11 protein-coding genes and 1 riboswitch are annotated in these 13,445 nt (G+C 62.4%); of the genes, 10 read left to right on the plus strand and 1 reads right to left on the minus strand.

The annotated features are described in order from the left end of the window. Position 1 precedes the first annotated feature (1 nt). Genes AC1D05_RS14370 through AC1D05_RS14380 form a run of 3 tightly spaced genes read left to right on the plus strand, consistent with a single transcriptional unit; the run spans position 2 to position 3,968 of the window. The gene (locus tag AC1D05_RS14370) at positions 2-1,156 is read left to right on the plus strand and encodes a carbohydrate ABC transporter permease (RefSeq protein ID WP_477441419.1); all 1,155 of its coding nucleotides are present in this window, start codon (positions 2-4) and stop codon (positions 1,154-1,156) included. A 4-nt stretch (positions 1,157-1,160) separates the two neighbouring features. Then, positions 1,161-2,825, plus strand: a complete 1,665-nt coding sequence (gene bglA / locus AC1D05_RS14375) for a beta-galactosidase BglA (RefSeq protein WP_477441421.1) — start codon at positions 1,161-1,163, stop codon at positions 2,823-2,825. A 30-nt stretch (positions 2,826-2,855) separates the two neighbouring features. Continuing rightward, complete coding sequence (locus AC1D05_RS14380) at positions 2,856-3,968, plus strand: ABC transporter ATP-binding protein (RefSeq protein ID WP_477441423.1); 1,113 nt, start codon at positions 2,856-2,858, stop codon at positions 3,966-3,968. 75 nt (positions 3,969-4,043) lie between these two features. On the opposite strand, the gene AC1D05_RS14385 is transcribed toward AC1D05_RS14380, so the two are convergent. After that, complete coding sequence (locus tag AC1D05_RS14385; protein WP_477441425.1) at positions 4,044-4,283, minus strand: DUF680 domain-containing protein; 240 nt, start codon at positions 4,281-4,283, stop codon at positions 4,044-4,046. A gap of 366 nt (positions 4,284-4,649) precedes the next feature. After that, positions 4,650-4,852: riboswitch (cobalamin riboswitch) on the plus strand. Between the two features lie 216 nt (positions 4,853-5,068). Between AC1D05_RS14385 and AC1D05_RS14390 the strand changes: the two genes are divergently transcribed. The 7 genes from AC1D05_RS14390 to AC1D05_RS14420 all read left to right on the plus strand — a co-directional run bounded on the left by AC1D05_RS14390 (position 5,069) and on the right by AC1D05_RS14420 (position 13,444). Continuing rightward, the gene (locus tag AC1D05_RS14390; RefSeq protein WP_477441426.1) at positions 5,069-6,316 is read left to right on the plus strand and encodes an aromatic ring-hydroxylating oxygenase subunit alpha; all 1,248 of its coding nucleotides are present in this window, start codon (positions 5,069-5,071) and stop codon (positions 6,314-6,316) included. Between the two features lie 77 nt (positions 6,317-6,393). Next, positions 6,394-7,494 carry an FAD-binding oxidoreductase gene (locus tag AC1D05_RS14395; protein ID WP_477441630.1) on the plus strand — a complete coding sequence of 367 codons (1,101 nt, stop codon included), beginning with the start codon at positions 6,394-6,396 and terminating at the stop codon, positions 7,492-7,494. Between the two features lie 524 nt (positions 7,495-8,018). Further along, entirely contained in the window at positions 8,019-9,497 is a 1,479-nt protein-coding gene (locus AC1D05_RS14400; protein ID WP_477441632.1) for a sugar ABC transporter ATP-binding protein, read from the plus strand. Between the two features lie 28 nt (positions 9,498-9,525). Beyond that, entirely contained in the window at positions 9,526-10,530 is a 1,005-nt protein-coding gene (locus AC1D05_RS14405; RefSeq protein WP_477441428.1) for an ABC transporter permease, read from the plus strand. A gap of 85 nt (positions 10,531-10,615) precedes the next feature. After that, a complete protein-coding gene (locus AC1D05_RS14410; RefSeq protein WP_477441430.1) occupies positions 10,616-11,602 on the plus strand; it encodes a substrate-binding domain-containing protein in 987 nt (328 codons plus the stop codon). A gap of 60 nt (positions 11,603-11,662) precedes the next feature. Then, positions 11,663-12,433 carry an SDR family oxidoreductase gene (locus AC1D05_RS14415; RefSeq protein WP_477441432.1) on the plus strand — a complete coding sequence of 257 codons (771 nt, stop codon included), beginning with the start codon at positions 11,663-11,665 and terminating at the stop codon, positions 12,431-12,433. A gap of 15 nt (positions 12,434-12,448) precedes the next feature. Continuing rightward, positions 12,449-13,444 (plus strand): dihydroxyacetone kinase subunit DhaK, encoded by a 996-nt coding sequence (locus tag AC1D05_RS14420; RefSeq protein WP_477441433.1) that lies wholly within the window; start codon positions 12,449-12,451, stop codon positions 13,442-13,444. Position 13,445: the final 1 nt, after the last annotated feature.

Raw genomic sequence — 13,445 nt, forward strand, 5'->3', positions numbered from 1 at the left:
GATGGCCGTCGCGACCGGAAAGTCCTTCGCCAGCCGCTTTGGCGTCCACATCGCGGTGCTAGTCTTCGTTACGATCTGGACCATCCCGACGCTGGGCATCCTGGTCTCCTCGCTGCGCGTCAAGGACCAGATCATCGCCTCAGGCTGGTGGAACTCCTTCTCCAGCTCCATCCAGACCGAAGCCGGTCGCCTGCCAGCCGCCTCGACGCAAGTCCAGAAGGACGGCAAGTTCGTCCTCGAGGGCAACATCTTCGGCGACGGCGCCAAGCGCAGCATCAGCGCCTTCGGCGTCAAGTCGGCGGCACCGACGCAATATCCCGCCGGCACGACAGCCGATCTCGGCGACGGCGTCACCTTGCTGCTCAATGCCGACGGCAGCTTCGTCATGGCCTCGCCCAAGGCGTTCGAAGGCGATCGCGGCCAGCGCGTCTACTATGCCTCGTCGGCACCGCCGAAATTCACCACCGACAACTACAAGACCGTGCTGTTTTCCGAAGGCATCGGCCGCTCGTTCATGAACTCGCTGACCGTCACCATTCCGGCGACCGTCATTCCGATCCTGATCGCTGCCTTTGCCGCCTACGCACTGGCCTGGATGCGTTTTCCCGGTCGTGCGCTGCTGATCGCGGTCATCATCGGCCTCCTGGTGGTGCCGCTGCAGATGTCGCTGATCCCGCTGTTGAAGCTCTACAACGGCGTCGGCACTTTCTTCGGCGTACCATCGAAAACCTATCTCGGCATCTGGCTGGCGCATACCGGCTTCGGTCTGCCCTTCGCCATCTACCTGCTCAGGAGCTACATCGCCGGCCTGCCACGCGAGATCATGGAATCGGCGCGCATCGACGGCGCCAGCGATTTCGAGATCTTCGTCAAGATCGTGCTGCCGCTGTCATTCCCGGTGCTGGCGTCGTTTGCCATCTTCCAATTCCTGTGGGTATGGAACGATCTCTTGGTGGCGATGGTTTTCCTTGGTACGGAAGCAGACCAGATCGTGCTGACGGCCAAGCTGAACGCGTTGCTTGGCTCACGCGGCGGCGATTGGGAGATTCTGACGACATCGGCCTTCGTGACCATCATCGTGCCGCTGATCGTGTTCTTCTCGCTGCAGCGCTATTTCGTCCGCGGACTGCTTGCCGGTTCGGTGAAAGGAGGCTGAGACAATGCAATCCGCTTTGAAAGCCAGTTCGAACCCTGACCTCGCCGTCGACCGCGACTGGTGGCGAGGCGCTGTCATCTACCAGATCTATCCGCGCAGCTATCAGGATTCGAATGGCGACGGTATCGGCGACCTCAAGGGCATCATCGGGCGGCTGCCCTACATCGCCTCGCTTGGCGCAGATGCCATCTGGATCTCGCCCTTCTTCAAGTCGCCAATGAAGGATTTCGGTTACGACGTCTCGGACTATTGCGACGTCGACCCGATGTTCGGCACGCTGGCCGATTTCGATGCGCTGACGGCGGAGGCGCACCGGCTGGGTCTCAAGGTGATGATCGACGAAGTGCTGTCGCACACGGCAGACAGCCATCCATGGTTCAAGGAAAGCCGGTCGAGCCGCACCAATCCCAAGGCGGACTGGTATGTGTGGGCGGACGCCAGGCCCGACGGCACGCCGCCCAACAACTGGCTGTCGATCTTCGGCGGGTCGGCCTGGCAGTGGGACACCAGCCGGCAGCAATATTACCTGCACAATTTCCTGGCCGAGCAACCGGACCTCAACTTCCACAACCGTGAAGTCCAGGACGCGCTGCTCGACGTCACCCGCTTCTGGCTGGAACGCGGCGTTGACGGCTTCCGCCTCGACACGATCAATTTCTACTTCCACAGCCAGGGCCTGGAGAACAATCCGCCGCTGCCGCCGGAAGAGCGCAACGACCAGACCGCGCCGGCGGTCAATCCCTACAATTATCAGGACCATATCTACGACAAGAGCCGGCCGGAAAACCTCGGTTTCCTCGAACGCTTCCGCGCCCTGCTCGACGACTATCCGGCGACCGCCGCTGTCGGCGAGGTCGGCGATTCGCAGCGCGGGCTGGAGGTCGTGGCCGCCTATACCGCCGGCGGCAAGCGCGTGCACATGTGCTATTCCTTCGACTTCCTGGCGCCGGAAAAGATCAGCGCGGACAAGGTCCGCTCGGTGCTGGAAGCCTTCGGCAAGGTCGCCAGCGACGGCTGGTCGTGCTGGGCCTTTTCCAACCATGACGTGATGCGCCCGGCCTCGCGCTGGGCCGCCAGCGAAGCCGACCCGATCGCCTATCTCAAGGTCATCTCGGCATTGCTGATGTCGCTGCGCGGCTCGGTCTGCCTCTACCAGGGCGAAGAACTCGGGCTTGGCGAGGCGGATCTGCGCTTCGAGGACTTGCAGGATCCGTATGGCATCCGCTTCTGGCCGGAATTCAAGGGCCGCGACGGCTGCCGCACGCCCATGGTGTGGGATGGCAGCGCCAAGAATGGCGGCTTCTCCCAGGCAAAGCCCTGGCTGCCGGTGCCGGCCAAGCATCTGGCGCAAGCGGTCAATGTCCAGCAGGGCGACCCGGCTTCGCTGCTCGAGCACTATCGGCGCTTCCTCACCTTCCGCCGCGCCCATCCGGCACTGGCCAAGGGCGATATCACCTTCATCGAAAGCGAGGGCGACACCGTTGCCTTCACGCGCCGGGCGGGCAACGAGCAGATCGTCTGCGTCTTCAACCTCGGCGCCAAGCCGGCCAAGGTTGACCTTGGCAACCGATCACTGCAACCTTTGCCGGGACACGGGTTTTCCGGGCAAGCGAGCCCCGGTTCGATCGAGCTTGGCGGCTACGGCGCCTGGTTCGGGCGCATCGACTGAAATCTTTGAGGAAATCACTGGAGGAAACCAATGGCCGATGTCAATCTGAGACAAGTGAAGAAGTCCTACGGCAATCTCAACATTCTCCATGGCATCGACCTCGATATCAAATCGGGCGAGTTCATCGTCTTCGTCGGTCCGTCGGGCTGCGGCAAGTCGACCTTGCTGCGCTCCATCGCCGGGCTCGAGGAAATCACGTCGGGCGAGTTGAAGATCGACGGCGAAGTGGTCAATGACGTGCCGCCGTCCAAGCGCGGCATCGCCATGGTGTTCCAGTCCTACGCGCTCTATCCGCACATGACCGTCTACGACAACATGGCGTTCTCGATGAAGATCGGCAAAGAGAACAAGGCCGAGATCGACCGCCGCGTGAAGCAGGCCGCCGAAATCCTGCAGCTGACCAAATATCTCGACCGGCTGCCCAAGGCGATGTCGGGCGGGCAGCGCCAGCGCGTCGCCATCGGCCGCGCCATCGTGCGCAATCCGAAAGTGTTCCTGTTCGACGAGCCGCTGTCGAACCTTGATGCCGCGCTGCGCGTCGCCACGCGTATCGAGATCGCCAAGCTCAAGGAATCGATGCCCAACACGACCATGATCTACGTCACCCACGACCAGGTCGAGGCGATGACGCTCGCCGACCGCATCGTGGTGTTGAAGGACGGCCATATCGAGCAGGTCGGCACGCCGATGGATCTCTATAAGAAGCCGGGCAATCTGTTCGTCGCCCAGTTCATCGGCTCGCCAGCCATGAACATCCTGCCGGCGACGATCGACAAGACCGGCAACCCGACCGTCGTCAGCCATGTCAGCGGGCGCAAGGCTACGGTGCCGATTGCGACGCCTGCCTCGGCGAAGGGTGCGGCCGTAAGCTTCGGCGTGCGGCCGGAGGACCTGATCGTCGCCACCGGCGCGGATTATCTGTTCGAGGGAACGGTCGATTATGTCGAGCAGCTCGGCGAGGTCCAGCTGGTCTATGTCGACATTGGCCGCGCCGACCTGCCGCTGGTGACCAAGTTGCCGGGAAATGTCGAGGTCAAGCGCGGCTCGACGCTGCGGCTGAGTGCCAATGCCGAGGACCTGCATATCTTCGATGCGGACGGACATTCCTTCGCACTCCAGAAGCCGGAAGCAAAAGCGGCTTAAGACAGAACCCGTCTCGACGGCATAAAAAAGCGGCGGGCATGGCCCGCCGCTCTTTTTTGGAATTGGTTTCGGCTGTTAGTGGTTGCCGAAGTGGTCCCGGTCGCTGCTCTGAGGGATCGACTTCTGCACGTCGCCCGATGAATTGAGCAGCTTGTAGACTGGCCAGCCGCTTTCACGGATCGAAGCCGTGCGCGAATTGTCAACCGAAGTCGCGGCAGGCTGGTTGGCGCCATTGGAGCCGTAATTGTCGCTGCCTGCGAAGGCGCTGCCGGAGATGGCCAGAAGGGCGGCGGCAGTGAGAACAATCTTGTTCATTTTGGGTACTCCAGTATTTTTTCCGTCCGTCTAGCGGCGTGTCTTGGGATTAAAATCGCGTCGTTCGGACAGCCCCGATGTGGGAAAGCCAGCTGGCCGTTTCCAATCACGAAGTTTGTTCCGTGTGGACCAAGTATCCACCACTTGAAATTGTACCAAGGCCTTCTACGTCGGACATTTTTCTTTTTGATATCAAAATATTAGCTAAAGCCAACGCTGCGATCACCAACTGTCCGGAGGCTCAGCGTTCAGCCGTCACCGCGACGATTTTCGTGACCGCGGTTCTTGACCCGGGCGTTGTGCATGCGTGTCGCGCCACATGGATGCGATGTCGCTTTCATGCCGATGTCGCAAGCGCTGTCGTGATTAGATCATGCCATCTCAGGTGCCGCTTCGTGACGATGGAGTGGAGAATTGGGAAGCCGGTCAGAATCCGGCGCTGCCCCCGCAACGGTGGTGGAGTTCAAGTCGCAACGGGAGACCACTGGGCGAAAAGCCTGGGAAGGTGTCGCGATGGTCCGCAAGGACAACTCCAGAGCCCGGAAACCAGCCCGAGATTTCTAGACTCGACTGATCGCGGTGGGCGGTCAAGAGGCGGATGATGCTTGCGCGGTTTTCACCGGCTTGCGTCCGATCCTTCCTCAATCACCACCATAGTCAGTCATTGGAGCGACGTGCGTCCACTTGGACGCACAAAGTACGCTCCAAGGCTTTGAATTTGCGCACCGTGCTGTCCGAAATCGATTTCGATTTCGGGCCGATGCGGCGAACGAAGAGGACAGGACATGGATACGCGCAACGACATGCTGAGGCTCTTGAACGGCCGCAGGGACGGATTCTCGCTCGAGCAGCCCTTCTACACGGATCCCGATTTCTTCAAGCTGGACATGGAGCTGATCTGGTATCGCGACTGGCTGTTCATCGGCCATGATTGCGAACTGCCCAAGCCCGGCAGCTTCATCACCGTACAGATCGGCGACTATCCGGTCGTGCTGGTGCGCGATCAGCAGGGCAAGATCAATGCCTTCCACAATTCCTGCCGCCATCGCGGCAGCCGCGTCTGCAACACCGACAAGGGCACGGCCGCAAAGCTGGTCTGTCCCTATCACCAGTGGACCTACGAGCTGGACGGAAGGCTGCTGTTCGCACGCCAGATGGCCGACGGCTTCGACAAGAGCCAGTTCGGCCTGAAGCCGGTCGCCTGCGAAAGCGTGGCCGGCTACATCTTCATCTGCCTGGCCAAGGAGCCCGCCGACTTCGCGCCGATGCGAGCGATGATCGAACCGTACCTCAAGCCGCACCGCCTGAGCGAAGCAAAGATCGCCTTCGAGAGCACGATCGTCGAGAAGGGCAACTGGAAGCTGGTCTGGGAAAACAACCGCGAGTGCTATCACTGCGCCGGCAATCACCCGGAACTGTGCAAGACCTTCCCGGAAGCCCCGACAGTGACCGGCGTGCAAGGCGCCGACAGCGATCCGGAGATGCTGGCGCATTGGGCCAAGTGCGAAGCAGCCGGCCTGCCGAGCAAGTTCCGCATCGACCCGGCCGGGCAATACCGCGCCACCCGCGCGCCGCTGCTGCGCGATGCTGTCAGCTACACGATGACCGGCAAGCGGGCGGTGAAGAAGAACCTCTCCGACAGCGTCTCGGCCGACCGTATCGGCACCTTGATGCACTATCACTATCCGACGACCTGGAACCATATCCTGATCGACCATGCCGTCACCTTCCGCGTGCTGCCGATCAGCGCCACGGAAACGGCGGTGACGACCAAATGGCTGGTCCACAAGGATGCGGTCGAGGGCGTCGATTACGATCTTGCCGAGCTCACCCATGTCTGGACCGAGACCAATGACCAGGACCGCCGCATCGTCGAGGAAAACGCCTTCGGCATCCTGTCGCCAGCCTATGAACCCGGCCCCTATTCGGAGCTGCATGAGGGCGGCGTGATCCAGTTCGTCGACTGGTACGCCCGCTTCATTGGCCCGCGCCTTGTCGGAGATGGCCGGCCGGCGCTGCGTAGTGTCGCTTAGCGCATGGCGTCCAAAAGTGTTCCGCGGTTTTGGGATTACGCCATGCGCGAAAATGAAGGATCAGAGGGATGAACGCGATGACTGATCTTGGGCTCTATCGCCATCTCGACCAGATGGCGCCCTGGAACGACAGGCTGCAGGTGCTGGAAGTGATCGGCGTCAGCGACGAAGCGCCTGACGTCAAGACCTTCACCTTTCGCTCCGACAACCAGACCTGGTTCCGGTACAAGCCAGGTCAATTCGTGACGCTGGAGCTGCCGACGTCAGACGGGCCGCTGATGCGCACCTATACGCTGTCGTCGTCGCCATCGCGGCCATTCTCGATCGCAGTGACGGTGAAGGCGCAGGCCGGCAGCATCGGCACGCGCTGGATGTTCGATCACCTGAAGCCCGGCTCGCACGTCAAGGCCTACGGGCCAGCGGGCGACTTTTCGCTGCACAGCCACCCGGCGGCCAAATATCTGTTCATTTCGGCCGGTTCGGGCGTGACGCCGATGATGTCGATGCTGCGTTGGCTGAATGACTGCGCGCCATGGACCGATGTCGGCTTCGTCAACTGCGCGCGGCGAGCCGAAGAGATCATCTTCCGCAAGGAGCTCGAACTGCTCGGCGGCCATATGCCGGGCCTGTCGCTCGGCTTCATGATAGAGGAGCGGTCGAGCCGCGAGGGCTGGTACGGCCATATGGGCCGCATCGACGCCATCCGGCTGCCGCTGCTGGCGCCCGATTTCCGTGAACGTGAGATCTTCTGCTGCGGTCCGGACCCTTTCATGCGCGCCGTGCGCGGCATGCTGGATGCCGCCGGCTTCGACATGACGAAATACCACCAGGAGAGCTTTGCCGCGCCCGCGGTGGAGGAAATCCCGGCACCGTTCGCATTGCCGGCTGATGACGATGCTGCCGTTCCGGTCGAAGCCAAAACACCGATCCGCTTCGCGCTTTCGGATGTCGACGCAGAGTGCGTCGCCGGCCAGACCGTGCTGCAGACCGCGCGCTCTTCGGGAGTGAGGATCCCGGCCGCCTGCGAGTTCGGCCTGTGCGGGACCTGTAAGGTGAAGAAAGTCTCGGGCGCCGTCGAGATGAGCCACAATGGCGGCATCCTCGATCACGAGATCGACGACGGCTTCATCCTCGCCTGTTGCTCGAAGCCGTTGTCGGCTCTCGAAATCGAGGCGTAGACAATATCGGGGCGGATTAGCGCGGCATGGTCCCCAGCCGCTCCGACGACGGACGCCACACCTCGTGGCAAGGCGGCACCAGATGAGACGACGAGGCAGGCGCCTACGCTGAAGGCGTGGCCTTCGTGCCGGTCCTGGACATGGGACGGCGTCATCGTGGCGCCCTGCCCTTCAACCTGTTTCGGCAGAGTCTTCTCCGTTAAACCGACCATCCCGCACGAACCACAAACGTGGCTTGCGGCTCGGTGCTTTTGGCCCTTCCCCCGTGAATCATCGGCGGAACAATTCCGTGAACGCCATCACTTGTCGGGCAGGCCACGAATTGGGACGGCCGCGATAATCATTTGTTTTTTCACGGTTTTCTGAAATCCAGCGCATCGCCTCCGGTCGCCAAATTTTAAAGTTTGCGCGCAGCTTGACATTTGTCGATTGCAACTTGACTATTGTCAGTATTGGCATTTGGGCGGGAGATCATGTGCCGATCGGCGTCCGACAGGGATAGCCGAAGTCATGGGAGGACGATGGTGGAGCTGTTGCTCGAAGTGGAAGGGCTGAAGAAGTCCTTTGGTGGCGTCGCCGCCTTGCGCGACGGCCGCTTTCAGCTTCGTGCCGGCACGGTTCACGCGCTCTGCGGCGGCAATGGCGCCGGCAAATCGACATTTCTGAAGATTCTGATGGGCATCCAAAAACGCGATGCCGGCTCAATCCGCCGTCGCGGCAAGGACGTGGAATTTACCAGCCCCGCCGACGCGCTGGCCTCGGGCATCGCCATCATAGAGCAGGAACTGAGCCCGGTTCCCCACATGACGGTCGCCGAGAACATCTATCTCGGCCGTGAGCCCAAGGCGCGGTTCGGCGGCATCGATTTCCGCGCCATGAACCGTGCCGCGCAGAAGCTTCTGGACGATCTCGAATTCGACATTCGAGCCACCCAATACATGATGAACCTCTCGGTCGCGCAGATGCAGCTGGTCGAGATCGCCAAGGCGCTCAGCCACGACGCCGAGGTCATCTTCATGGACGAGCCGACGTCGGCGATCGGCGAGCGGGAGGCACAGCACCTGTTTGCCGCGATCGGCCGCCTGCAAAGACAGGGCCGCGGCATCGTCTACGTGTCGCACCGCCTGTCGGAAATATTCCAGGTCGCCGATTCCTACACGGTCTTCCGGGACGGTTCCTATGTCGGCAGCGGGGAACTTGCCGAGATCGACCGGCCCGGCCTGATCCGCATGATCGTCGGCCGTGAACTGTCCGAGGAATACGTCAAGACCAACACGCCGACCGAGGAAACCGGACTCGAAATTGCCGGGCTGAACTGCCCGAACAAGATCGAGGACATCTCCTTTTCAGCGCGCAAGGGCGAGATCTTCGGCATTTACGGACTGATGGGGGCCGGACGGACGGAAATCTTCAATTGCCTGTTCGGGCTCGACAGGCCTTCGGCCGGAACCATTGCCATCGACGGAAAACCGGTCGCCATCTCGAAGCCGGCGGATGCGATGGCGCATGGCCTGGCGCTGGTCACCGAGGATCGCAAGCTGACCGGCCTCAATCTTTCCGATTCCGTGCGCGCCAACATCTGCATGGCCAGCCTGCCCGAGATGAGCCCGGCCTTTGCCATGGACGGGGCACGCGAGGCGGAAGCAAGCCGCCGGATGCGGGAGCGATTTCAGATCAAGGCGGCGCGCGACACCATGCCGGTCTCCGGCCTGTCGGGCGGCAACCAGCAGAAGGTGGTGCTCGGCAAGTGGTTCCTGCGCAACCCGAAGGTGCTGCTGCTGGACGAGCCCACCCGTGGCGTCGATGTCGGCGCCAAGCGTGAAATCTACCGGATCATCTGCGACTTCGCCGCCGCCGGCGGCACGGTGGTGATGATCTCTTCCGAGATCGATGAAGTTCTCGGGATTTCGGACCGGATCATGGTGATGCGGGCCGGCAGAAGCGCCGGAATCTTCAGGCGGGAGGAAACGGATGCGCAATCACTCGTCCACCTATCGACCTGAACAGGGTTCGGCGGCAAAGGAGCCAGGAATGTCGGTTGGCGACAAGAAGACGATGCAAGGCTGGCTCGGTTCCGAGCAGCGCCGGCTGCTGATCCAGGAGTACGGCATCTTCCTTGCCTTCCTGATCCTGGTGGCGGTGCTCTCGGTCTCCAACGAGTTCTTCCTGACGGCCGGCAACATCTCCAACGTGCTGCTGCAGACATCTATCAACGGTGTGCTGGCCATCGGCATGACCTTCGTCATCCTCACCCGCGGCATCGATCTCTCGGTCGGCTCCGTCGTCGCGCTCGCGGGCATCGTCAGCGCCAGCTTCATGACCACTTCGGCGACCGCCGGCATCGCCGGCGCGCCCTATCCGGTCGCGTTGGGCCTCGCTATCGGCCTGCTGGTCGGCATTGCCTGCGGCTCGATTTCAGGCCTCATCGTGTCGCGCTTCTCGGTGCCGGCCTTCGTGACGACGCTCGGCATGCTTTCGGCGGCGCGCGGAATGACCCTCATCTATGGCGGCGGCCGTCCGGTTCCGGCGCTGACGCCGGCTTTCCGCTGGATCGGCACCGGCGACGTCTTCGGCATACCCGCGCCGGTCTTCATTCTTGCCGTCGTCTTCGCCGTGTCGTGGTGGATCCTCAACCGGACGCGTTTTGGCCGCTACATCTATGCCGTCGGCGGCAACCCGCACGCGGCCAGGACCTCGGGCATCAACATCACCCGCATCCAGTTCCTCGTCTATGTCATTTCCGGCGGCCTTGCCGGCTTCGCCGGGATGCTGCTCAGCGCCCGCACCGGATCCGCGCTCCCCCAGGCCGGCATTGCCTATGAGCTCGACGCGATCGCGGCGGTGGTGATTGGCGGAACCAGCCTGTCGGGAGGCGTCGGCCGGGTGACCGGCACGCTGATCGGCGCGCTGATCATAGGTGTCATGAACAACGGCCTCGATCTGATGGGCATCCAATCCTACTACCAGCAGGTCCTCAAGGGCGCCCTCATCGTCGGCGCCGTGATGCTCGACCAGAAGCGAAACTACGGGGCCTAGGCCCCTTTCCGGTACCGGACTCGCGTCAGCGCGTCCGCTGTAAGGCGAACCATGTCGGTCGCTCACTCAAGGTGGAGGTAACGAAATGAAAAGATGGATGATCGCGCTCGCATCCGCGACCGCGCTGCTGGCCGCGCCGGCCATGGCGCAGGACAAGATCAAGATCGGCGCCGCGCCCTACGGGCTCAATGCCGAGTTCATGCAGATCTGGGTCGCCGCGCTGCAGGACCATCCCGCCGTCAAGAGCGGCGAGGTCGAACTGACGGTGTTTGACGGCCGTTATGACGCGCTGGTGCAGCAGGACCAGTTCAAGACGATGGTCACGCAGAAATACAACGCGATCATCTTTGCGCCGATCGATGTCGACGCCGGCACTGCCGCCGTGCAGGCCGCCGCCGACGCCGGGATTCCGGTCATCGGCTCGAACACCCGCGTCCATTCCGATCTTCTGACCTCCTATGTCGGATCGGACGATACGATCTCGGGCTACATGGAAGCCAAGACCGTGCTCGACAAGATCGGCTGCAAGGGCAATGTCGTCATCCTCGAGGGCCCCGTCGGCCAGTCCGCGCAGATCTCGCGGCTGGAAGGCAACAAGAAGGCGCTGGCCGAATGCCCCGACGTCAAGGTCCTCGAGGACCAGACGGCAAACTGGTCGCGCGCCGAGGCCCAGACGCTGATGGAGAATTGGCTCACCTCTCACCCGAACCAGATCAATGGCGTGATCGGCCAAAACGACGAGATGGCGCTTGGAGCCATCGAGGCGATCAAGGCAGCCAAACTTGACGTGAAGAGCTTCTCCATTGCCGGCATCGATGGCATCACCGACGCGTTGCATGCGGTCAAGAACGGCGACATGACCTCGATCCTGCAGGATGCGCGCGCCCAGGCGCAAGGTGCGCTCGACCTTGCCATCTTCAATGCCAAGAAGGGTGACTACAAGCCGCAGTCCGACATCTGGGAGACCTACAAGGACATGCCTTGGAAGGACGGCAAGGAGAAGCTCTACAATGTGCCGTGGACGCCGGTGACGGCTGACAATGTCGACAAGCTGCTTGCGACGCGCAAGTGATCCAGCCGCGGGGTGGGCTTTGCAGTCCGCCCCGCACTCCATCAGGCCGAGAAGAGAACCATGACCGATTCAATAGATGTTGATCTCAATTTTTCGCTGGGCGGCAAGGTCGCCCTGGTCACCGGCGGCGCGTCGGGCATCGGCAGCGCCATCGCATCGGCATTCGCCGCCAAGGGCGCAATTGTCGGGGTGATCGATATCAATGAAGCGGTTGCGCAGGCGAAAGCCGTCGAACTCGGCAATGGCGCGAAAGCCTTCGTCTGCGATGTGTCCAACCCGCAATCCGTGGACGCCGTGTTCGCTTCGGCGCTGGCGGCATTTGGCCATATCGACATCGTCGTCAGCAGCGCCGGCGTCGTCATGCTTGCTCCCGCCGAGGAACTGAGTCTCGACGCCTGGGACAAGACCATCGCTATCAATCTCAAGGGAACGTTCCTGATTTCCCAGGCTGCCGGGCGCGCCATGATCAAGGCCGGCAAGGGCGGCAAGATCATCAACATGGCCTCGCAGGCCGGCACCGTGGCGATCGACCAGCACGCCGCCTACTGCGCCTCGAAATTCGGCGTCATCGGGCTGTCCAGGACGCTTGCCGCCGAATGGGGCAGGCACGGCATCACGGTCAACACGATCTCGCCGACCGTGGTTCTGACCGAGCTCGGCAAGAAAGCCTGGGACGGGCCGCGCGGCGAGGCGCTGAAGCTGCGCATTCCGACAGGCCGCTTCGCCTTCCCGCAGGAAATCGCCGCCGCTGCCGTGTTCCTGGCCTCGAACGGCGCCGACATGATCAACGGCGCCGACCTTCTGGTCGACGGCGGCTACACCATCATCTGAGCGGCGGGAGCAACAATGCAGCGTTTCATCAACAATCCCGACGAGGTCGTCGAGGACACAGTCAAGGGCTTCGTCAAGGCGCATGCCGACATCGTCAGGCTCGGCGGCAGCAACCCGCGCGTCATCGCGGCCCGCCATGCCCCGGTCGCCGGCAAGGTTGGCGTGATCACCGGCGGCGGCTCCGGTCACGAGCCGGCCTTCATCGGCTATACCGGCCGCAACATGCTGGATGCGGTCGCGGTCGGCGAACTGTTCTCCTCGCCGACGGCCAAGAGCTTTCTCGACGCGGCGCGCGAAGCCAATGGCGGCAAAGGTGTGGTCTGTCTCTACGGCAACTATGCCGGCGACAACATGAATGTGAAGATGGCCATCAAGCTGGCCGCCAAGGAAGGCATCGAGATCGCCACCGTCGTCGCCAATGACGACGTCTGCTCGGCCGGACCCGACGAGCGCGGAAAGCGCCGTGGCGTCGCCGGCGAGATCTTCATGTGGAAATGCGCGGGTGCGCTGGCGGCGGAAGGCGCAAGCCTCGAGGACGTGCAAGCGACGGCGCAAAGGGCGATCGACAATTGCCGCTCGATCGGCGTCGGCCTTGGTCCCTGCACGCTGCCTGCCGTCGGGCATCCGAATTTCCTGATCGAGCCGGGCACGATGGAGGTCGGCATCGGTCACCATGGTGAGCCGGGGGTGCGGGTCGAGCCACTGAAGCCGGCGGCCGACATTGCTCGGGATATGGTCAAGATCGTGCTCGACGATCATGCGCTTGCGACTGGGACCGAAGTGGCGGTGCTGGTGTCCGGCCTCGGCGCGACGCCGGTCAACGAACTCTACATCCTCAACGACACCATCGAGGCCGAGATCAGCGGACGCGGCCTGGTCATCCACAAGACCTATGTCGGCAACTATTTCACCTCGCTGGAAATGGTCGGCGCAACGCTCACGGTCATGGCGCTCGACACCGAGCTGAAACGGCTGCTGGACGTCGATGTCGATTGTCCCGCAAGGCTTTAGG

Source organism: Mesorhizobium sp. P2_E9 (assembly GCF_056403815.1).